The 17,029-nt window shown below is 48.2% G+C and carries 12 protein-coding genes; 6 read left to right on the forward strand and 6 right to left on the reverse strand.

Translation table 11 applies throughout. The annotated features are described in order from the left end of the window. Window positions 1-8: 8 nt before the first annotated feature. Window positions 9-386 (forward strand): YybH family protein, encoded by a 378-nt coding sequence (locus ABD880_RS02615; RefSeq protein WP_345162036.1) that lies wholly within the window; start codon window positions 9-11, stop codon window positions 384-386. A gap of 420 nt (window positions 387-806) precedes the next feature. Here ABD880_RS02615 and ABD880_RS02620 read toward each other — a convergent pair whose 3' ends face one another. Together ABD880_RS02620 and ABD880_RS02625 are read right to left on the reverse strand one after the other, a co-directional pair. Next, complete coding sequence (locus tag ABD880_RS02620) at window positions 807-2,003, reverse strand: App1 family protein phosphatidate phosphatase (protein ID WP_345162038.1); 1,197 nt, start codon at window positions 2,001-2,003, stop codon at window positions 807-809. Between the two features lie 137 nt (window positions 2,004-2,140). Further along, window positions 2,141-2,986, reverse strand: coding sequence for a M48 family metalloprotease (locus ABD880_RS02625; protein ID WP_345162040.1), 846 nt, complete (start codon window positions 2,984-2,986; stop codon window positions 2,141-2,143). A gap of 177 nt (window positions 2,987-3,163) precedes the next feature. On the opposite strand from ABD880_RS02625, the gene ABD880_RS02630 reads away from it, so the two are divergent. Both ABD880_RS02630 and ABD880_RS02635 read left to right on the forward strand, forming a co-directional pair. Then, on the forward strand, window positions 3,164-4,252 hold the full coding sequence (locus tag ABD880_RS02630) for a DNA topoisomerase IB (protein ID WP_345162042.1): 1,089 nt from the start codon (window positions 3,164-3,166) through the stop codon (window positions 4,250-4,252). Window positions 4,253-4,356: 104 nt separating this feature from the next. After that, complete coding sequence (locus tag ABD880_RS02635) at window positions 4,357-4,872, forward strand: GNAT family N-acetyltransferase (RefSeq protein ID WP_345162044.1); 516 nt, start codon at window positions 4,357-4,359, stop codon at window positions 4,870-4,872. 537 nt (window positions 4,873-5,409) lie between these two features. Here ABD880_RS02635 and ABD880_RS02640 read toward each other — a convergent pair. Continuing rightward, window positions 5,410-7,002 (reverse strand): hypothetical protein, encoded by a 1,593-nt coding sequence (locus tag ABD880_RS02640; protein WP_345162046.1) that lies wholly within the window; start codon window positions 7,000-7,002, stop codon window positions 5,410-5,412. Between the two features lie 148 nt (window positions 7,003-7,150). Between ABD880_RS02640 and ABD880_RS02645 the strand changes: the two genes are divergently transcribed. Beyond that, window positions 7,151-8,740 (forward strand): hypothetical protein, encoded by a 1,590-nt coding sequence (locus ABD880_RS02645; protein WP_345162048.1) that lies wholly within the window; start codon window positions 7,151-7,153, stop codon window positions 8,738-8,740. Between the two features lie 51 nt (window positions 8,741-8,791). Here ABD880_RS02645 and ABD880_RS02650 read toward each other — a convergent pair whose 3' ends face one another. The 3 genes from ABD880_RS02650 to ABD880_RS02660 all read right to left on the reverse strand — a co-directional run bounded on the left by ABD880_RS02650 (window position 8,792) and on the right by ABD880_RS02660 (window position 12,080). Beyond that, window positions 8,792-10,189 carry an exonuclease domain-containing protein gene (locus ABD880_RS02650; protein WP_345162050.1) on the reverse strand — a complete coding sequence of 466 codons (1,398 nt, stop codon included), beginning with the start codon at window positions 10,187-10,189 and terminating at the stop codon, window positions 8,792-8,794. Between the two features lie 167 nt (window positions 10,190-10,356). Further along, window positions 10,357-10,827: a ferritin-like domain-containing protein gene (locus tag ABD880_RS02655; RefSeq protein WP_345162052.1), complete on the reverse strand. Its 471-nt coding sequence runs from the start codon at window positions 10,825-10,827 to the stop codon at window positions 10,357-10,359. A gap of 155 nt (window positions 10,828-10,982) precedes the next feature. After that, a complete protein-coding gene (locus ABD880_RS02660) occupies window positions 10,983-12,080 on the reverse strand; it encodes an AI-2E family transporter (protein ID WP_345162053.1) in 1,098 nt (365 codons plus the stop codon). Window positions 12,081-12,412: 332 nt separating this feature from the next. On the opposite strand from ABD880_RS02660, the gene ABD880_RS02665 reads away from it, so the two are divergent. Together ABD880_RS02665 and ABD880_RS02670 are read left to right on the forward strand one after the other, a co-directional pair. Beyond that, window positions 12,413-14,284 carry a DNA topoisomerase IV subunit B gene (locus ABD880_RS02665; protein ID WP_345162055.1) on the forward strand — a complete coding sequence of 624 codons (1,872 nt, stop codon included), beginning with the start codon at window positions 12,413-12,415 and terminating at the stop codon, window positions 14,282-14,284. Then, window positions 14,277-17,024, forward strand: coding sequence for a DNA gyrase/topoisomerase IV subunit A (locus ABD880_RS02670; protein ID WP_345162058.1), 2,748 nt, complete (start codon window positions 14,277-14,279; stop codon window positions 17,022-17,024). The genes ABD880_RS02665 and ABD880_RS02670 overlap by 8 nt, the downstream gene beginning before the upstream one ends. The last annotated feature ends 5 nt before the right edge of the window (window positions 17,025-17,029 follow it).

The raw sequence follows: 17,029 nt of genomic DNA on the forward strand, positions 1-17,029 counted from the left end.
CCCCTAAAATGCCGGCTACCTCTGCGGTGCAACCAGAAATCAACCGCATCATGGATGAACAAAGCCAAGCCTGGAACCGAGGAGATTTAGAAGGCTTCATGGCGCACTATTGGCAATCTGACTCACTGGTCTTCATTGGCAAAAGCGGTCCCACCTACGGCTGGCAGAAAACCCTGGAGAACTATCAGAAAGGTTATCCCAACAAGGAGGCCATGGGGCAACTCCAGTTTACGCTACTTAAGACAGAGGTGATTAGCCATGACGCCCTCTTTGTAGTGGGCAAATGGCACCTTACCAGAACCATCGGCGACGTAGGCGGCCATTTTTCCCTGGTCTTCAGAAAAATCAACGGCCAATGGAAAATCGTAGCTGATCACTCCTCTTAAAAGAACTACGAATTACGATTTTTCTCCCTGGCTTCTAACATCTTTCACTCTTTCACTCATTCACTCATTCTCTCAATCATTCAATCACTCAATATTTTGTCATCCTGAAAGGATCTTGGTGGCAAGCTAGCCAGGCAATGGCTAAATGCATAAAACCGTTTTTGGCCTATTTTTCAGAAATCTGGCTAAAAACGGTTTTCTGCATTTCTTTGCTTCAAGCTGACCTATTGAAGCTAACCTGGCAGGTTGGTTTCAATTTGCGTGGTTAGAGGTCAAAAAGAGAGCAGGTTTCTATTTGCAAACTTGCTTCCTTAAAACCTACAATTGTGGGGAGCCTGTGAGGGTGGTTTAAAACAATACATCGTTTTTAGCCTGAATTCCTTAAAACAGACCAAAAACGACGTTTACCATTCCTAATTCCTAATTCCTACTCCCCCTGGTGTCTTTGCTGATGGGAGCGGGGGGTTGCGTAGTGGTGGTACCAGGGGCGTCACTGGTATCAATGTCTTTCTGCTCTTCTACTTTCTGTACCTCTTCCTGGTAGATGAGGCCTGTTTCTGCGGCGTGTTGGGCAGCGGTGGCTGTGTCTTTGACTAGAATCATATCTACCGTGCCTTTCAATTCCTCGGTGATTACGTTCACAATCTCTGCGCGGTCTGGCAATTCTACGTCACGTATGTACACGCAAATGATCCTTCCGGGGAATTCCTTGATCACTTCTTTATAGATGGGCGCGTCCTGCTGGCCGCTGTCACCAATCAATACAAAATTCAAGTGCGGGTAGGTGAGCAGGATGTTCTGGATTTCTTTGAATTTGTGGCTCATGTGGTCACTGCCAAAGAACTTGTTCTGCATCAGGCCAAAGTCACGCAACAACAAGGGTCCCGCGGGTATGTCATTGATGTCCAGAAAATCATGGAGCAGGTCATACATGTTCCAGGGGCTGCTGCTCACATAAAAGAAGGGGTTGTTGCGCTTTCCGTTTCTGCCCAGTTGCAAGGACCTGTAAAACGCAGACACGCCAGCAAAAGGAAGCCGGGAGCGGGCATTGTTCAGGAAGACGTGCTTGGACATCATCAGCACGTCTGTGGCTGAGGTAAGGACAATGGTGTCATCAATGTCTGAGATGACGCCGTACTCAGCGTCTGGCGGCGGTACCAGCACGTGGGCCTTCGCCTTGACGCCGGGCTCAAAAGAAGAGATGTCTGCAGCGTGCAGTTCCACTTCCATTTCGTGCCAGATATCCTCTAGTTCCAGCGGCGTAGAAGGTTCAATGTTTAAGACAAAGTAGCCTTCGCGGTCTGTGGAGATGGTATGCTCCTGCTCCTGAAAATTCACTTTGATGGTGGCGTCGCGCACCTCGTCACTCTCAAACCGACGGTACATGTTTTCCAGGTTCTTCCAGAGGGAGTCATTGTCTGCCGCCGAGGTGACGCCTTTGTTGGCCAACACGCGCCCTTTCAGGTACAAGCGGTTTACTGTGCCATAGCTTCTGTAAGGGACAATGTGCAAGGGTTTGTACAGATTTAAGCTGTTGCGCAGGCGCTGCATCATCAGGTCCAGAGAATCATCTGTTTTCTCTAAGTAACTACTAAGCTTTTTTTTCCAGTCTTGCATAGAGAGAGGCGTCATTATACGGTTGTAAGAAATACGGAGTAGGGCGGAGGAAGGATATTTTGACAATACGTCTGCATCAAGCTAGCTTCGTTTTTGGCCTGTTTTCCAGCTATCAGGCCAAAAACGAAGGGCAGGACTTACAACAAACCTAAGTCTTGCTTAAACTGATTGTAATTGGCTTTAGACTGCGGCGTGGTACTGCAACCCGCCTCCTGGGCCCGGGCCTGAATCTCTGCAATGCGGTTGTCTGGGTTGGGGTGGGTACTAATGAACTCGGGTACGTTGCCGGCCTGCGCCAGGGACTGCATCTTCTGGAAGAAACCGGCAGCGCCGTCACAGGCATAGTACTTAGTGGCTGCCAGGTATTTCACAGAATAGTCATCTGACTCGCGCTCATAATCCCGGCTGAACTTTAACCCCGCCAAACGTCCTGCCAACTGACCGGCAATCTGTTGCATCTCACCAGAACCTTCGTTTAAAATCAAAGAAAGTAGAAAGTTGATGCCATATTGTTTTTGCAGTTGCTTAACGGTATGGCGCTGGTCTGCGTGGGCAATCTCGTGGCCCAATACGCCGGCTAATTGGTCTTCGGTGTCCAGGTATTTAATGAGCCCCGTAAACACATAAATGTGACCCCCCGGCGTAGCGAAGGCGTTTAAGTTCTCTGGATCATTGATGATTTTTACGTCCCAGGCAAACTCGTCTTTATAGCTTACCGCACCAGATTCTAACAGCCTGGACACCATCTTATCTAAATGCGTGTACGCTCTTCTTACGCCGGCATTTGATGAATTGCGATCTAGCAGCTGCCCGTTGGCGCGGTAGGTAGAATCAATCTCACGGGACACCTGCGCGCCCAACTTTACGTCATTGTCAATGCCAAAGATGACGCGGTCGCCGTTTTTGTCTGATGAGCAACTGGCCACCAATAAGGAACCAGAGAGAAGACAGAAAGATGCAAGACGAAGAAAATTCTGGCGCATGATACTAGATTTTTATAGGATAGGATATAGGTTGTGCCCTATGTACGCAAAGAGGCCAAGAAAGATAAAGCATCCTGTTTCTGCCTGTTAGGAAGAGTGTCTCATTTTTGGGGTGTTTTCCAGAAAGCAGGCCAAAAACAATAGCCATAACTTTTACCGCCTAAGGTAGTTTAAGAGGTGACATTCTACTCCATTGCTATGACCAACTCCATGACTCCGGGTGCTTTGTATGCTGACGTGGCGGCTTCTGCCCAGCAGGCTGGCCTGCGCTATCTGCCAGACACCAAGGCCGGCATCTCTAGAAAAGTAAAGGGCAAGAAAACCGAGTTTTATTCTGCCAAAGGCGAGAAAATTACCGACGAGAAAACCCTGGCGCGAATACAGAAGCTGGTGATTCCGCCGGCCTGGACAGACGTCTGGATTTCGCCTTCGCCTAACGGGCACATCCAAGCCACGGGCCGGGACGCCAAAGGCCGCAAGCAGTACGTCTATCATCCAGAGTGGCAGCATTCCAGAAGCGTGAACAAGTTTGGCCGCATGATGGCCTTTGCCAAAGCATTGCCGGGTATTAGAGAGCAAGTAAAGAAAGACCTGCGCCTAAAGAAACTTGAAAAGCGTAAGATTCTGGCCGTGGTGGTAGAACTGCTGGACAACTCCTTCATCAGGATAGGGAACAAAACCTACGCCAAGGAAAACAAAAGCTTTGGGCTAACCACCTTGCGCGACCGGCACGCTACCATTAAAGGCGATAATCTAAAGCTGGAGTTTGTGGGTAAGAAAGGCATTAAGCATGAGATCAGCATTAAAGACCGCCGTCTAGCCCGCCTGGTCAAGCAGTGCCAGGACATACCGGGCCATGACTTGTTCCAGTACTATGACGAGGATGGCAACCGGCAGACCCTGGAATCTGGCGATGTCAACGAATACCTTAGGTCCTTGAGCGCAGAAGAGTTCACGGCCAAGGATTTCAGGACTTGGGGCGGCACCGTCACCATGGTAGAGTGCTTGGAGACCGTCATAGACCAACACCCCGAAATTGAAAAGGAGACCTCTGTGAAGGAGGCCGTCAAAATGGTGGCCAAGGAATTGGGCAACACGCCCACTGTCTGCAGCAAATACTACATCCATCCAGAAGTGGTCAACTTGTTCAAGCAAGACAAGCTGATTGATTATTTGCGCAAGCACAATGCTAAAAAGAAGAAAGAGAATCCTTATCTTACCCGTACCGAAGAGTTTGTCATGAAGATGCTCAAAGCAGTACAGTAGTGTCAGATTCTTTGGTGTCGTTTTTGGCTTGTTTTCTGTAAAACAGGTCAAAAACGCATTTGCACCACCTCCCCCATACTATTGCCTTTTTAAAAAGTACGGGTATGCCTCTGGTTGAAAATGAACGCCTTGCCTTAACGCCGCTCTCCAAAGAGCAGCTGCACTTGTATCTTTTAAACGATGGTTCCTTAGAAAGGCAACTGGGCGTGGGCTACTCACCCAAAGACATTAATCAAGACTTGCAAGACGGCCTGCAGCGTCATTTTTTGCCCCTGGTAGAAAAACACCCAGAAGATTTTTTCTACTACACGCTTTGGTCCATCGTCCTGAAGCTAGAGAACGTATTGGTGGGAGACATCTGCTTTAAAGGCGCCCCCGACGAAGAAGGCCAGGTTGAAATAGGGTATGGTACCTATGACCGCTACCAGAACAAAGGCATTATGAGTGAGGCCGTCCAACTTTTATTATCCTGGTGCCAAAGCCGCCCAGACATAAAAGCCGTCCTGGCAGAAACCGAAACCGGTAACACCGCCTCAGAAAAAATCCTGATAAAAAACGCCTTCACCCGCTACCATCACGGCCGCGACAACAGCTGGTGGAAGTTTTTAATTAGGAATTAGGAATTAGGAATTAGGAATTAGGAATTAGGAATTAGGAATTAGGCTCATTTTAGCCGTCAACTTTTCTAAGCACTCACTCAATAGCTAAATCTTTCAATCACTCATTAATTTGTCATCCTAGAAGTGACACATCCCGGGCTTGTGCCGTGAGATCTTGTGGGTTAACTAGTCAGGTACATGCTAAGCGCGAATCAAAAATTTTTGGCGTGTTTAACGGAAAACAGGCCAAAAACGCTTTCTCTTTTCCCTGCTTCAAGCTTGCAGCTTGGAGCTACTCATTCAGGCAAGTTTTCAACTTGCGTCTCTTGCTTTTGGGTTAACGCAAGTTTTTAAACTTGCTCCATTATACCCACAAGCTGAAGGCTGGCGGGAGAGATCTGTCGTTTTTGGCCTAATTCCCAGAAGACAGGCCAAAAACACTTTATCCTCTTTTGCTTCAAACCACAAGCTTGCGGTAGAGAGTTGTAGAATTTTTATACTTAAAGACCTGCCAAAAATACCCCAGCTATTAATTCTTAATTACTAATTATTAATTACTTAAAGCCCCTCGCGGTCAAAGGCATGGATGGAGACGTCTCTGGTTTTTTTGACCTTGGTTTCTTTGCCGCCTTCTACCTCAATGCCTATGCGGGTGTCATAGACCCTGGTTTTCTTGCTGGGGCCCTTCACCAAAGACTCGTCTTTCACTTCATCTTCGGCTACGCCGCCATAGATGTTGACCAAGATGCCTTTGTTGGCTTTGCCGATAAGGGTAAATTCATCTTTACCACCCAGGCCGTGTAAGGTGATGCTTTTGGTTTCTTCCGGAAGGAAAGTGCGCTCATAAGTAAGCACAGGCTTTTTGGTGTCCTCTGCAGGAACTTGGTAGACTTTTACGTTGGTGCGGCCGTCTTCCAGGCGTTCCACTACAAACTTTTCTTCCTGGTCCGTGCCGGGTACCAGTACGTGTTGGGCGTAGTGCGCGTATAGTTGTTGGGCAATCTGAGGCAGCTGGTCTCTTCTGGTTTTGAGTTTGGCGGCAATCTCCTGGCCTGTTAAGGTATAGACTGTCTTAGGGAAGGCAGTGACGGCCTTGTCAATGTCAGCGTCTGACAAGAGGTTTTGCAGTTGTTGAGCCTGGGCTTGCCATTGTTCCAGGGTTACTTCATTCAGGCATTGGTTGTCAATGAAATGGGCGTTCTGCAAATAGCCGGTAACAGAGTTGACGGTTGGCTTAAACGTCTTCATTTTGCTAAGGGGCGCCCAGCTTCTGCTGGCCAGCCAAGGCACAATACCGTCATTAAATTTAAAGAAGGCTTGGTCACGGTCTTTGGGTACGGGGGCGTAGGTGGTTTTGCCCTCTTTTTCATACACGGCCCATTGCCACTGGCCTTGGTGACGGTCCCAGTCGCCAATGAGAACATCAAATAAGCGGGCTTTGGCAAAAGCTTTCTGATCTGGCAGATGGCCGTGCTCGGTGAATCGTTTTTCCAGGAAGTCTTCAGAGTCCACTAAATCCTTGGCCTTCCCGAAGTACTGGGTCAGGGATTCTTCGCCGTCAAACTTTTCTTCCAGCAAGAAGACGCGGTCCCTAAAATCAGGGGTGTTTTCGCCTAGGCCTTTCACGCCTTTGGGTATGTACACGTAGCGCGGGTGGCTATGCGGAATCTTCGCTTTTATGGACAAGGCAGAAACCACCGCGGCGCCGTAGGGGAGGCCCGCTGAGGTCTGGTCTCTGAGAATATTGGTGAGAAACGTTTTACGCAGGCCCGGCGGCAACACTTCTGTGGGGTTTTTGTCTACTGAACGCAGCGCAAACTTTTTCCCTTCTTTGTCTAAAAGGGTAAGGCTGGTAGTTTGAAATCCGCCGCCTCTCTCATCTGCCTTGAGCCCGCCGTACATATTGTCTAAGTCTAAAACAGGCAGTGTGACAGGTTGGGCCCAAACCTTGCGGTAATGAGTTCCCCACCATAGACGGTGCCACCAGCCTTTGTCATATTGTTTACCGGCTACCACCAGGGCAGAGTCCCATTTGGCCCCTGGTTGCGTGACCACGTCACCCACCAGCGCCGTTTCCTGAAAATAGTTTTTCTTGGCACAGCCCATCATGAGCAGTCCCGCTACAAAAAAAGAAAGTAGGTATTTATGCATTCTAATAATATTCGCCAATGACTATACTTTTAGCTGAGGGGAAAGGTTGTCTATGCCGGAACAATGCAATCCTTGCAAGGTTTTAAAGTAGCAGCAAAGACTTGTAGGCAAAACCTGCAGAGAGGCTTTCTGGTATAAGTACGTATTCATGAAATACGCCCATACCTTGCACCCTCGCCGTCAATGGTCCCCCTTCCTGGGGCTCTTCCTTCTTTTAGCAACTGGGATTCTTTTCCCCACGCAAACCCACGCTCAAAATGATACCATGGTCACGGTGGCTGCCGGGCCGCAGTACCTTAAAAATCCTTTCCATAGGTTCTGGTGGGGCAGACACTATCGCAAAGTATGGGCAGAACCCGTACAGGTGCCCGTCATGCGCTTAGACCAGATGAGGGGCGGCTTGATTCCTTTAGAGCAGGGCGGAAGCTTCCAGACCAAGACTCTCAGACTGAAGGACAAGAGCGGCAATGAGTTTGTGCTGCGCTCAGTAGACAAGGACCCGGCCCGGGCCCTGCCAGACTTTTGGCGAAAAACCTTTGTGGCCAACCTAATGCGGGACCAGACCAGCGTAATTCATCCGTACGGGGCATTCCTAGTACCTGCCTTAGCAGATGCCGCCCACGTCTACCATACCAACCCGACTCTGGTCTATATTGCAGATGACCCCAAATTGGGCGAGTTTCAGGGAGCCTTCGCCAATCAGCTGGCGCTTTTGGAAGAGCGTCCGGACGGACCGTGGCCAGACCTGGAAAGCTTCGGGAATCCTAAGAAAGTGGCCAGCTCCAGAAAAGCGTTTGAACAGCTACTTAAAGACCCATCTTATCAGGTAGACGCCAGGCGCTACCTGCGGTCCAGGCTCTTTGATATGTGGTTGAGTGACTGGAGCCGGAGGGAAGACCAATGGCGCTGGGGCGTCCATGAGAAAGGCAACAAAACCACTTTTGAGCCCATTCCCAGAGACCGCGATCATGCCTTCTTCAAATTCAAGGACGGGGTGCTGACCTCGCTCATCAGTTTGTTTAAAGCCAACTATCAGAGTTTTGACAACACCATCAGCAACAACAATGTCAATGGCCTGACCAAAAGCTCCCGCAGAATGGACTCTTACTTTCTGGCTTACCTGAACGAGCAGGATTTTAAAGAAGTAGCGCAAGAACTGGAAGGTAGGCTGACAGACGCAGTCATTGACCAGGCCATAGCGCAGTGGCCTCCTCAGATCCAGGCCTTGTCTGCCCAAGAGTTTGCAGCCAAATTGAAAGCCAGGAGAGCAGATCTGCAGCCCGCGGCCAAAGCCTTTTACAAACTCATCAACAAAGAGGTCCTTCTACCCGGCACTGACGCGAAAGACGCCTTTCATGTGACCCTAGAAGAAAACGGAAACGTGACAGTGCAAGTGTTTGCCCAAGGCAAGAAAGACAGTCTGCAGTTGGTTCATCAAAAAACATATTATCCAAAAGAGACAAGCTCACTCTCCATTTTTGGGCTAGGCGAAAAAGATACCTTTCATTTAAAAGGCAAAGGAAAAAGCCTGATTAAGATAAGCCTTTACGGCGGCGAGGAAGAAGATGAACTGAAAGCAGACGACACCTGGAAACCCTCTGGTCAAAAAATCCTGGTGATGGATGAGGAAGATGGCAACCAATACCCTAACGTGAAAGGTGTAGACGTAAAAGAGTACGCACCCTTGGCTAAAGAATTTACGGGCAAAGGTTGGTTGTTACGGCACAGACTGCATTAGAAAGAATCACCGTTTTTGGCCTGTTTTCTGAAAAACAGGCCAAAAACGGGGTTAAAAAATCAAGACCTTGTCTGAATGCTTAGTACGTAGATAGCCACGCAAAATCTGCTGAGTGTCTTTGTTGTCATTGTAGCGTTTAATGACGTCCAAAAAGTCTTCCAGCGTAGAGGCACTAAATGATTCATCTATATACCCAAAACCACGGTAAGAGCCGTTTTCTACCACCACTACAGACTTTTCATCGGGCTGACGGCCTTTGCCAATTACTACAAAGTTGTCATGGTCATATTTGAAGGCGTCTAAGGCCTCCTGCACGCGCTTGTTGTACTCCTCGGGTGGTTCCAAGCCTATGCACGCGCCGTTGCACTGGTGTACCTGGTAATCAAAACAAGCCCCATTGGACTTGTATAAATCACACAGCTTTTGGCAGAGGTTGAACTTGGCCACCCGGCTAAACAGAAAGTTCTTGGCCTGAAACTGGTTGGCCAGCGTTATGACCGGGGCTTTCTCTGTCTTTGCCTTCTGGAAGGTCATGCGCAGGTAGCCGTTCTGGTCTGTGTAGGTGAAGATGCCAGAATGGTAGACGCTGCGGCGCTGGGCACGGTTATAAAAGGGCTTGCGCTTTTTTATCTCATCAGACTCAAACAATAAGGCCACCAACTCACTGCCCGTGCGCTCATAGGTAATGCTGGCAATGCGGTTCTTGAACTCAATGGACTTCTTGCTCTTAAAGTCTATGCTGAAATGCTGAATGATCCGTTTTCTGATGCTCTTGCTCTTGCCCACGTAGATGATCTCGCCGTGCTCATCATGAAAGTAATACACGCCTGCCTCTAAGGGCAGGGCATCTACCATTTCCCTGGAGATGTTAGGCGGCAGCAGAGACGTCTTAATTTCTTTGGTCAAAGATGAACCGCTGTCCAGCTTATCATCTTGGTCGGCGTCTACCTTGGCTTGGTCAATCTTAAGCAAACGGTCAAACAAGACAGCCGTAGCCTCTGCATCGCCAATGGCACGGTGACGCATTTGCAAGGGAATGTCAATGCTCTTGCAGAGTTTACCTAAGCTATAAGAGGGCAAGCCGGGCATTAGCTTTCTGCTCAGGCGTACCGTGCACAAGGTCTTGCGCTGGTAGTTAAAACCCAGGTCAGAGAACTCTTTCTTCAGGAAGGAATAGTCAAAGCGCACGTTGTGGGCTACAAAGACCTTCCCCTCGGTAATCTGTACAATGTCTTTGGCCACCTCATGAAACTTGGGCGCATCCCGTACCATCTCATCTGTAATGCCCGTGAGCTGTGAGATGAAGAAGGGGATGGGCCTGCCCGGGTTGATGAGCGTAGAATATTGGTCTACCACCTGGTTGCCGTCATGAATGAAAACAGCAATCTCTGTGATTCTGTCATCTGAAGGTTGGCTACCAGTGGTTTCTATGTCTATGATGGCGTACACGCAACAAGGCTTGGTGAAAGATAGCGGTCTTTCCGCTGGATATATAACCCCATATTAGGCAATATCGTTTCATCTTGATATTACCAGATTTTAACGAGAAAGCATAAAAAAAGCAGCCTTAAAGGCTGCTTTCTCTGTCTCAAAAAGAGACGTACTATATCCAAGTCTTAGATGCCATTTTTCAGGCTGGTGATAGTCTGTTTAGCCGTTTGAATCTCCTGCTGCTGTTTCTGGATGATGTTCTTCACATCCATAGGCAGGGCAGTGTCATTTAAAGCGTTGTTATAGGCTTTTAAGGCTGCCTCGTCGCCGTTCTCGCATTCGCTTAGAATGGCTTTACTGTCATGACCATTAATGGCAGACTTTAAGTTGATCCAGCCGCGGTGTACGGCGCCGGCTGCCTCCATGGCAATGCCTTCAACGGTGGTAGTGTTAGAGGTGCTGCCACCCAGTTGTTGGGCTTTGCTTTCTAATTCGCTTACAAAAGAGGCGCGCTGCTGCGCTAGTCTTTCCAGCTCTGATTTTACTCTTGGGTTGTCTACCGCACCGGCAGCAGTCTCATATCCTTTTCTACCGTCGCGGGCAGTTTCAACTAAATCATTTAAGGTGTCCAGGATTTTATCATTTGGGGTATTCATAGTTGTATTCTGTTTGGTAAAACATTCATATGCTCAAGAAAAAGGGAACCTGTTGATTCTCAGTTTCTGAGGCGTCTGTTCTTTTACTTGCCAGAATATAAATGGTTGCATTGTTTTTTGGCTATTTTAAAGAAAACAGGCCAAAAACGGAGGAGTTACTCCCTGCGTTTCCGCTTTAGCTTCTTGAGCAGTTTGAGTTCCCTGGGCTCGCGATGAATGTCGCCTAATAAAAAGGCAAAGGGCTTTAAGGGACTGTACTGGTCAAATAATACTTTTAGGATGGCTATTAAAGGAATGGAAAGAATCATGCCGGCCGCGCCCCAGATTTCGCCGCCCATTATCAAGGCAACGATGGCCGCAAACGGGTTAATGCTCACCTTAGAACCAACCACGTTAGGCGTTATGAAATTACCTTCCAGAAACTGCACAAACGCAAAAATGGCCACCACAATCAGCATATTGGTCACAGAACCGGTGTTGACCAATACATACAAGGCCGGCAGGGCAGCGCCCAGCATAATGCCTATGTAGGGAATGACCGTCAGCACCGCAGCAAAGGCCCCGAAGAAGATGGCGTATTCCACACCCATGATGAACAAGCCAATGGAGTTTAGGATGGCCACAATCACAATCACAATCACCAGCCCTGATATATAGCTCTGCACTACCAATTGAATGTTGTCTACGGTGGTGATGATGGTTTCTCTCTTGCTAACTGCAATGAACTGGAACACAAACTGGCGTAAGTGATCCCGGTAGTACAGCATACAAAACACATAAATGGGAATGAGGGTGATCACCGTCAAGGCGCCGGTGGTGAGGGAGATGGTGCTCCCTACAAAGGCGGTTCCGGTCTGGCTGACGTTGCCCAGTGCTTTCTCAATAAACTCAGAGCGATTGGTGGGCTTAATGCCAAACTTCTCAAACAAGAACAGCTGGATTTTGGAGATGAGGGCAGAGAGCTTGGCAGAAATGTCGTTCAGTTCGGCAGAGAAGTTGCCAATCTGCATGGAGAAGAAGTAAACCATCAAGCCAAGGATGAGGATGATAAGAATCAAACTTAGCAAGGTAGCCATCCCTCTGGGCATCTTTCTTTCTAAGCGCGCACTAATGGGTAACAGAAGCAAGGCAAACAATCCAGCAAAGCTTAATGGAATTAAGACTGACTTGAACGTCTGCATAAAATACAGCAGCAAAAACAGCCCCAACAAGATGACCGTGTATTTAAAATAAGAGGGTAGTTTTATTTCCATGGAGTGAGCAAAGAGAAGGAAATTGTTTGAGGCAGAAGTAATTTTATGTGAAATGCTAAAATTAATAGCTTAATGTTGCTAGGTCTTGAATGTTGTGCTAAAATTATGCTAAAAAAATAAGCATTCAATCCCTGTTTCAATGAACTGCAAAGCCCTATATTTGGTTACAAAAGGGAAACTATTCAGTTGCTTTGTCTAACCTGCTGTCTGCTTGTCCAGCCTATATATTAGTCATCCTTATGGATAATAAATATGGCTTGGGGCGCTAGGCATGGCAAAGTACACGCATTTTTTCATTTATTTTACCGAATTCTACTAAAAGCAATTGCCCCATGGCAGAACAGATTAACGTAAATTACAACGAGGATAGCATTAGATCCCTGGACTGGCGTGAACACATTCGGTTACGTCCGGGTATGTACATCGGTAAACTGGGTGACGGTTCTTCCCCTGACGATGGAATTTACATTCTTGTGAAAGAGGTGATTGACAACTCCATTGATGAGCACATGATGGGGTTTGGGCGCACCATTGAAGTAAAAATCTCTGACCATAAAGTGGTAGTGCGGGACTACGGTCGCGGTATTCCATTGGGTAAGGTGATTGACTGCGTGAGCAAGATCAACACCGGTGGTAAGTATGACAGCCGCGCCTTCCAAAAGTCGGTGGGTTTGAACGGGGTGGGTACCAAGGCCGTGAACGCCTTGTCCTCGCAGTTTAGAATCCAATCCGTGCGGGACGGTAAAACCAAGGTAGCTGAGTTTGAGCGCGGCGAGTTGGTGAACGATGAGGCCTTGCAGGACACTACCCAGCGCAACGGCACCACCACGGTCTTCGTGCCAGATGACACCATTTTCAAGAACTATCATTTCATACCTGAGTTTCTGGAGAACCAGATCTGGAACTATGTGTACCTCAACGCGGGCCTTACCATCCATTTCAATGGACAGAAATACCTGTCAGAGAATGGCTTGAAAGACCTGTTGGCCCGCAAGATTGATGAGGAAAGCATGCGCTATCCCATCATCTACTTGAAGGGAGATGACATTGAGTTTGCACTAACCCATGGAAATGACTACGGCGAAGAATACTATTCCTTCGTGAACGGTCAGTACACCACCCAGGGCGGTACGCACTTGGCGGCCTTTAGAGAAGCGGTGGTGAAAACCATTCGGGAATTCTACAAGAAAGATTATGACGCGACTGACATCAGAGGCTCAATTGTAGCGGCGGTTGCCATTAGAGTGCAGGAGCCGGTCTTTGAAAGCCAGACCAAGACCAAGCTGGGTTCCATCAATGTAGCACACGAAGGACCCACGGTCCGCAACTTCGTGAATGACTATGTAAAGGAGCACCTGGACAATTACCTGCACAAAAATCCCTTGGTGGCAGAATCACTGCGCAAACGCATTGAGCAAAGTGAGCGCGAACGCAAGGACATGGCGGGTATTAAAAAGCTTGCCAACCAACGCGCCAAGAAAGCCAATCTGCACAACAAGAAACTACGCGACTGCCGCTTCCACTTCGCCGAAGGTAAAGATGTGGAAAAGGAGACCTTGACCACCTTGTTTATCACAGAGGGGGATTCTGCCTCTGGTTCCATCACTAAATCCAGGAACGTTGAGCTGGAAGCGGTGTTCAGCTTACGCGGAAAGCCGTTGAACTGCTTCGGTCTTAAAAAGAAGGTGGTGTATGAGAATGAGGAGTTCAACCTCCTGCAACACGCCTTAAACATTGAAGAAGGATTGGAAGGTCTGCGCTATAATAGAGTAGTAGTCGCTACTGATGCCGACGTGGACGGCATGCACATTAGGCTGCTCTTGATGACCTTCTTCCTGCAGTTCTTCCCAGATTTGGTGAAGAACGGTCACCTATACATCTTGGAAACCCCATTGTTTAGAGTGCGCAACAAGAAGGAAACCATCTACTGCTACAATGAGCAGGAAAAGCAGAACGCCATCCGCAAACTAGGCAAGAATCCAGAGATTACCCGCTTTAAAGGATTGGGAGAGATCTCACCAGAGGAGTTTGGTAAGTTCATTGGGGACAACATCCGCCTGGAGCCGGTGATCATGGGTAAGACCGAGCAGAACATCCAGAAGATGCTGTCTTACTTTATGGGCAAGAACACGCCAGAACGCCAGCAGTTTATCATTGAGAATTTGAAGATTGAAAAAGATATAGTAGAGGAGGTTTATGCTTAACGAAGAATTGGAAAACGAGAACAACTTAGAACTGGGCACTGAACTGGAGGGCGACGAGGCCATCCATGACATTACCTCGGTTTCTGGTTTGTACGAGAACTGGTTTCTGGACTACGCCTCTTACGTAATCTTGGAGCGTGCCGTACCGGCGTTGGAGGATGGGTTCAAGCCCGTGCAGCGCCGCATAATGCACGCCATGAAAGAAATGGACGACGGTCGCTTTAACAAAGTGGCCAACGTGATAGGGCAGACCATGCAGTACCACCCGCACGGTGACGCTTCTATTGGTGATGCCATCGTGAACCTGGGTCAGAAAGACCTGCTCATAGAAACCCAGGGTAACTGGGGAGACGTGCGCACAGGTGACAGCGCGGCAGCGCCAAGGTACATTGAGGCGCGTCTCACCAAATTTGCGCTTGATGTAGTGTTCAATGCCCAGACTACGGAGTGGCAGTTGAGCTATGACGGTCGTAAGAATGAGCCGGTAACCTTGCCGGTGAAGTTCCCACTGTTGTTGGCGCAAGGGGTTGAAGGTATTGCGGTAGGTTTGTCTACCAAGATTATGCCGCACAACTTCAGGGAGTTGATTAAAGGCTCCATTGATGTGTTGAAAGGTCGTCAAACTACCTTGTTGCCAGATTTCCCGACGGGAGGCTTAGCTGACTTTACCAACTACAATGGCGGAGGAAGAGGCGGTAAAATCAGGTTGAGAGCTACCATTGAGAAGGTAGACAAGTCATTGCTGGTGATTAAGGATGTGCCGTATGGTACCACCACCACCGGCTTAATGGATTCTATCGTTAAGGCCAGCGAGAACAACAAGATCAAAATCAAGAAGGTAGTTGACAATACGGCCGCCGCGGTAGAGATTCAGGTGCATATACCACCGGGGATATCGCCTGACTTGACCATTGACGCGCTGTATGCCTTCACGGACTGTGAAGTTTCCATATCTCCTAATACCTGCGTCATCATTGAGGACAAGCCGCGCTTCTTGAACGTGGACGAGCTTCTGCGCATGTCTACCGTGAAAACCGTAAGGTTGCTGGAACGTGAGCTGGAGATTAGAATGGGCGAGTTGGAAGACAAATGGCACCAGTCTTCTCTTGAGAAAATTTTCATTGAGAACCGCATCTACCGTGACATTGAAGAATGTGAGACCTGGGAAGCGGTGTTGGAGGCCATTGACAAAGGCTTGGATCCATTCAAACCCATCTTACGCCGAGAGGTAACGCAAGAGGACATCATCCGCCTGACGGAGATTAAAATCAAGCGCATCTCTAAGTTTGACGCTTTCAAGGCAGATGAGTTCATTAAGAAGCTGGAGGACGAGATGGCTGAGGTGGCAGACAACCTTGCCAACCTGACCCGTTACGCCATCAGCTACTTTGAAGGTCTATTGGCTAAATACGGCAAAGGCAAAGAGCGCAAAACTCAGATTAGAACCTTTGACGTAGTGTCTGCCCAAAAGGTAGCCATTGCCAACCAGAAGCTGTACGTGAACCGCAAAGACGGCTTTGTGGGCTATGGCCTTAAAAAGGATGAGTTTGTCACTGACTGCTCAGACATGGACGACATCATAGCCATACGCAAAGACGGTAAGTTTGTGGTAACCAAGATTAGTGATAAGACCTTTGTGGGCAAGGACATCTTGTATACCGCCGTGTATAACAAGAATGATGAGCACATGGTCTACAACATGATCTATGTGGATGGTAAGACAGGCATAGCCTATGCCAAGCGCTTTGCCGTGACCTCCATTACCCGTGACAAGGAGTATGACCTGACCAAAGGCGAGAAGAACTCTAAGATCATCTACCTGACTGCCAACCCTAACTCTGAGTCAGAGTTGGTGAGCATTCAGTTACAACCGGCCAGCACCGCCCGCGTGAAGCAGTTTGACTTTGACTTTGCAGAGCTTTTGATTAAAGGCAAAGGCTCACAGGGCAATATTGTGACAAAATACCCCATCAAAAAGGTAACGCAGAAAGCGCTTGGTGAATCTACCCGTGGTGGACGCGAAATCTATTACGATGAGGTGATTGGCCGCTTGAACACAGAGAGTCGTGGTCGTTATTTGGGTAGCTTCAACACAGAGGACACCATTCTGGTCTTGTTCAAAGACGGTTCTTATGAATTAACGTCCTTTGATTTGACTAATCACTATGATGTGGCCAATATTGAAGCCATTCATAAGTTTTCGCCAGATCTGGTAGTGTCTGCGGTGTATACAGAAGGCGAGACCAAGGTGACCTATGTAAAACGCTTCTTAATTGAAACTACCACGGTGGGCAAGCGCTTCACGTTCATCAGTGAGTCTAAGGGTTCTAAGCTGTTGGCGGCCTCAGTGGCTGCAGAGCCTAAAGCAGAAATCAAATTCCAACGAGACAAGAAGTCTGAGAAGGAAAGTGAGATTCTGTTGCTGAGCGACTTCATTGATGTGAAGGGTTGGCGCGCCATGGGCAACAAGCTAAACTACTTTAAAGTGTTTGGGGTGACCATTGCCAAGGAGGAGAAGATAGAAACCTTGAAGCCTAAAAATGGTACTAAAGCAATAAAAGCTGTAAAGGTAGAGCCAAAACTAGTAGAGAAAATTACTACCGGCTATGAGTCTGGACAGGAAATTAGCTTAGATATTTTGCCTTCAAAACCTGTTAATGAGATATCCGTAGAAAGTGAACAAACCGAGGATATGCCGGCTACCCCTAAAAAAGAGAAAAGACAGTTGAATCTATTTTAGGAAAT

Source organism: Nibribacter koreensis, from assembly GCF_039541795.1.
GTDB classification, from domain to species: Bacteria; Bacteroidota; Bacteroidia; order Cytophagales; family Hymenobacteraceae; genus Nibribacter; species Nibribacter koreensis.

What these genes read in the sequence shown, in the direction of transcription:
- ABD880_RS02615 (WP_345162036.1), top strand. Translation starts at nt 9, where the DNA reads ATGCCGGCTACCTCTGCGGTGCAACCAGAAATCAACCGCATCATGGAT.
- ABD880_RS02620 (WP_345162038.1), bottom strand. Translation starts at nt 2,003, where the DNA reads ATGCAAGACTGGAAAAAAAAGCTTAGTAGTTACTTAGAGAAAACAGAT.
- ABD880_RS02625 (WP_345162040.1), bottom strand. Translation starts at nt 2,986, where the DNA reads ATGCGCCAGAATTTTCTTCGTCTTGCATCTTTCTGTCTTCTCTCTGGT.
- ABD880_RS02635 (WP_345162044.1), top strand. Translation starts at nt 4,357, where the DNA reads ATGCCTCTGGTTGAAAATGAACGCCTTGCCTTAACGCCGCTCTCCAAA.
- ABD880_RS02640 (WP_345162046.1), bottom strand. Translation starts at nt 7,002, where the DNA reads ATGCATAAATACCTACTTTCTTTTTTTGTAGCGGGACTGCTCATGATG.
- ABD880_RS02645 (WP_345162048.1), top strand. Translation starts at nt 7,151, where the DNA reads ATGAAATACGCCCATACCTTGCACCCTCGCCGTCAATGGTCCCCCTTC.
- ABD880_RS02655 (WP_345162052.1), bottom strand. Translation starts at nt 10,827, where the DNA reads ATGAATACCCCAAATGATAAAATCCTGGACACCTTAAATGATTTAGTT.
- ABD880_RS02660 (WP_345162053.1), bottom strand. Translation starts at nt 12,080, where the DNA reads ATGGAAATAAAACTACCCTCTTATTTTAAATACACGGTCATCTTGTTG.
- ABD880_RS02665 (WP_345162055.1), top strand. Translation starts at nt 12,413, where the DNA reads ATGGCAGAACAGATTAACGTAAATTACAACGAGGATAGCATTAGATCC.
- ABD880_RS02670 (WP_345162058.1), top strand. Translation starts at nt 14,277, where the DNA reads ATGCTTAACGAAGAATTGGAAAACGAGAACAACTTAGAACTGGGCACT.